A 3,881-nucleotide genomic window follows, 5' to 3' on the forward strand; every position below is an offset into this window, starting at 1 on the left:
ACGCTACTTTAACAAAAACCTCTTATCAGGTGTCCTAAATTAGTTGACCACTACACAAAGGAAACTGTTTCGATAACGCTCCGATAGAAAGCTTCTGGGGCACATTAAAGAATGAGCTGGTATATCATCAAGACTATAAAACAAGGTTCACAGCCATCAATGATATTATCAGTTATATCGAGCTGTACTACAATCAGACGAGGATTCAAAAGGGTTTAGGCTATAAATCGCCAAGACAGGTGTGGTTTGATTATTATCGTCAGGCTGCGTAACTAAAATCTCCCAAGTTTATGTGTACGGATTTGACGGCAGGGGTCAATCCAGGCAAATTGTCTTTGACATTTGACTCAATTTTAAAAGTAGTGCTTTCATCGCGATATCTATGAATGGTTTTAGATTGGAAGACATTATTAGAAGAGTTTAGGGTTTTTGGAGGTAGCCGACCTCCTTTTATCAGATCACCCAAATTTATAGAGTTAGGCGTTATGGTTATACTTGGACTGGTTATAAACTCTATGATAGTGCCATCATTGGTAAGTTCTGAATCATCGTCGCTATTTTCTTGATCCACTTGCAAGTGTAAGTCAACCGGAACACCTTTTAGGGTGGTTGAATTCATCGGTGTTATTGATAACCATGCAGGAACATACGGCTCACCATTCGTTGGTTTGATATTGGCAAGCTCTTTTACATCTGCTGTATCAGATGATTTGAAGCGTGTATATTCTTTAATTAATTCATGCACATCACCGCGATATAATTGAGTTTCAGAATTCTGGTTTTCTATAACTTTTAGATAGTCATAGACATATTCATCTCTCAACCAATCAAAGCCGTACAAACCGTTATATTTTGTCAGCGTAGGTCTTCTAAAATGTATTAAAAAGTCTCTAAGAGTCGGTGCTGTTATTTTTACTACTTGGTTATTAGTGCCCGTTTTGAGCCTCTTAGTAGTGCTTTTAGATGTATTTCCTGCCATGATTATGTATCTCAATATTTAATTATTAAAAATAGTCCGTAAGTAAGCTATGACATTAACGGAAGGTTTTGAAGAGGCCCTTGATTCAAGTAAGCTCGCCTTCAATAAAGTAGCTGTGTTTTAGGTTTAACTATGAATGTGATATAGGGGGTGATGGTGGGAGTGTCGTTGTTATTTATGTATAAATATAAAAAACTACCCGAAAGTGGTTTGGAGCGAAAAAACAGTCCAAATTAGTCTTATCTATGATCAGGCGATTAACTGAATCATTTTAATTACTGCTTGGATAGTTTGGAATGATGGGATCTTGTTCTAAGACTTGGGATTGTATAAAGACAAATCGGTTCTATTATCAAACTCACATGATGTTAAACCTACCATTGCATACTTAGATTGCTTTTGTTGCACAGTGCAGCCTTTGTATTTAGTGATTTTAGGGCTATTTATGAGCTCCTGAAAAAATATTTCAGGGTTGTCTGCTCCGCTTATTTCTAATATTTGATATACGACAGCTTTGTTAAGTTTATTAAATGGATCAAGAGGTTGATATTTTCCAGCTAAGGTAAACCTCTTCACAAAATATTTATTATTCACTTTATCCAGTGAGTAATCTAAGATAGTGCCATCATCATATTGAATGACAACAAAAAAGCCATATGCCGTTTCGTCAAACTGTTTACTATTTATTTGGTTTAAATTATAGTCTTTGTGGAATAATTTTTTAGTTTTTTTTACATTTTCGTCAGGCAAAAAAAACGGTTCATGGGCTTGTTTTGCAGGTGTTCTCGTAATAAGCGGAGCCCAATCTGTTGTATTGATATCCTGTTGTATATGGGGTTCAGTATTAGAGACTAATACGCTCTCAGCGCTATTCTGTTTATCCAGTGTTACAGTGGATTTGACTGCTTTACCTGAATCTAGAGTGAGTGAGTCTGAAGAGGTAGCATCACAAGCAGTAAGTAAGGTAGTAATCACTATAGTAAGTGCGAGCTTTATTCTTTTCATATAAACCTCTTATAGTTTGTATACACTGGGATCTTTTTGCATGAGATACCACTCATACCTTGCAAATGAGATACGTGAATTTGGGTTGTTAGGCGCAATTCCTATTTGCCATCTAACTTCAATTATTTATAACGGTTTAATTAACTTTATCTGTTCGGGCGGGATAGACGTTTATGCCTGAGAAGGTTGTAGGTAGTAGTTTAGACTCAACTAAACTATTTATTTCATTTATTGACGTATCTTTAACGTTAAGATCAATGTGCACGTTAGGATCATCTTTTAATTCGTAGATAAATTTAGCATTATGCAGACTAGGGTTATTAAGAGACTTTGTGACTTGATAATTCAGATAATTAAGCTTTATACCACCTAGGTTAAGAGGCATCTTAGCTGATTTAATATCTTTACTATTTTCGCCAACAAAAATATATATACTATCAACAATATTTACATTGCTTGGATGTACAATTATTGTGGTAGTGACTTTTTCTGTATTAAAGTAGAATCTCCATTCTTTTTTAGTTTTTGGGGTGAAAGGATTATATACTCCAAGATTAGGCAGTTCTGAGACCATATCTGATTGTCGAGAAACTAACCTAATTGCAGCTTTTATTGTCTCTAATACATCATCATTCTTATAGCCAGTCACTAGCTGTGTACTGCCTGCCTGTATCAATGCGTCATGTAATGCTATTTCATCTTGCATAATAGGCTCCTGATTTTTGGTATTTTCTGCCATTCCACAGCTTGTTAAGAAACACATAGCTAAAATAGCTAGAGCAACTTTTATCATTTGCAAGCTCCCGATATGTACGATTTTTTTAGACTAATATAGGTCAGAATGATATGAAAGATTCTGAATACCATTAGGCACATTGTCCTTTTCCTTTAGTTGCCATTCTTTCTCAAGATATATAGATCCTGATCTAACTCCGTAATAATTATATAATTTTGCAGCCCCGTACTTTTTCTTGAACTGAACATACCAAGAATAGGGGTTTACGAACATTGCTCCTGTAGCAGGTACCTTCCATCCATCAATATATGTAGGTTCAAATAAGAAATTAGCTGCTCCACTAGGTGTAGTGATATAGCCTTTGCCACTAGGTGTATCGATGCCTGCGTCATCTAAAACATCTTTTGCTGCTTCTGCACATGTATCGTTCATATAAGCAGTATACTTTTCCTCGCCTGATATCACCTTTTTCTTGAATTTATCAGCATGTTTCTTAATGGCTGAAAGCTGACTTTTACGTATTTTAAATTTATACAGTCTTGAGACTGTAGTTACGGGGTAATTAACAGTGCCAGAGCGCTTACCGCTAAATATGTCAATTCCTGCTTTTTCTTCTGCCTCTGTTGGGGTTGCTAATCCTTTAGGGCCAAAGCTATGTACAGTTACGATTTTCCCATTCTGTACTGTGAAGAAAAAGGCATGTCCATAATTAATATTGAGATTTTGAGTGTTATTTACAAAAGCAGTTGCTAAATAGTTAACTTCAAATCCAATAACTAAATAATATTGGTTTGAAATGACTTGAACCTGATTGTTACTAATCATAGGTAAAGTACGACTGAGGCTGTTATATTTATATCCCACTACTTACTCTCCTCATTCTCGACTTGCCAAGGAAGCTCTAAATGAATTTCGATTTCATCTTTATTGTCAGAATGGAAGCGTTCCGACCAACCGTCTTTATCAGTCACTCCATTGAACTCCTCGCCTGTACGTTTATTTATAGCGGTATAATGCGTGTTGGCATAAGGCTCTTTTTCATCGTTGATAAACTGGTAAGCCAAATTATAAACCCCATCCATCAGCGTCTTTTTCTCAGGAATTATACTAGGCAACCCCGCCAAACTCAGCCCATCCATCCCGCCGCCATCACGACTGTGC

The 3,881-nt window shown here is 36.2% G+C and carries 4 protein-coding genes and 2 pseudogenes; 1 reads left to right on the plus strand and 5 read right to left on the minus strand.

The window, feature by feature from the left end:
• Nucleotides 1-56 precede the first annotated feature (56 nt).
• Nucleotides 57-272, plus strand: a pseudogene (locus EI164_RS14945) (IS3 family transposase); the annotation flags it as partial.
• Here the strand turns inward: EI164_RS14945 and EI164_RS14950 are convergent.
• From EI164_RS14950 to EI164_RS14970, 5 genes and pseudogenes are all read right to left on the minus strand, one after another.
• On the minus strand, nt 260-979 hold the full coding sequence (locus tag EI164_RS14950; RefSeq protein ID WP_192520712.1) for a hypothetical protein: 720 nt from the start codon (nt 977-979) through the stop codon (nt 260-262). The pseudogene EI164_RS14945 and the gene EI164_RS14950 sit on opposite strands and share 13 nt — an antisense overlap.
• A gap of 312 nt (nt 980-1,291) precedes the next feature.
• Nucleotides 1,292-1,984, minus strand: coding sequence for a hypothetical protein (locus tag EI164_RS14955; protein ID WP_192520714.1), 693 nt, complete (start codon nt 1,982-1,984; stop codon nt 1,292-1,294).
• 136 nt (nt 1,985-2,120) lie between these two features.
• Nucleotides 2,121-2,777, minus strand: coding sequence for a hypothetical protein (locus EI164_RS14960; protein WP_192520716.1), 657 nt, complete (start codon nt 2,775-2,777; stop codon nt 2,121-2,123).
• A 33-nt stretch (nt 2,778-2,810) separates the two neighbouring features.
• Nucleotides 2,811-3,584 carry a hypothetical protein gene (locus EI164_RS14965; protein ID WP_192520718.1) on the minus strand — a complete coding sequence of 258 codons (774 nt, stop codon included), beginning with the start codon at nt 3,582-3,584 and terminating at the stop codon, nt 2,811-2,813.
• Nucleotides 3,584-3,881 (minus strand): annotated as a pseudogene (locus tag EI164_RS14970) (hypothetical protein); the annotation flags it as partial. The gene EI164_RS14965 and the pseudogene EI164_RS14970, both read right to left, overlap by 1 nt.

The sequence above is a fragment of the Psychrobacter sp. FME13 genome, assembly GCF_014861395.1.
In the GTDB taxonomy this organism is placed as follows: domain Bacteria; phylum Pseudomonadota; class Gammaproteobacteria; order Pseudomonadales; family Moraxellaceae; genus Psychrobacter.

Bases quoted from the DNA above. Each gene is read 5' to 3' on its own strand.
- EI164_RS14960 (WP_192520716.1), bottom strand. From the start codon at position 2,777: ATGATAAAAGTTGCTCTAGCTATTTTAGCTATGTGTTTCTTAACAAGC.
- EI164_RS14950 (WP_192520712.1), bottom strand. From the start codon at position 979: ATGGCAGGAAATACATCTAAAAGCACTACTAAGAGGCTCAAAACGGGC.
- EI164_RS14955 (WP_192520714.1), bottom strand. From the start codon at position 1,984: ATGAAAAGAATAAAGCTCGCACTTACTATAGTGATTACTACCTTACTT.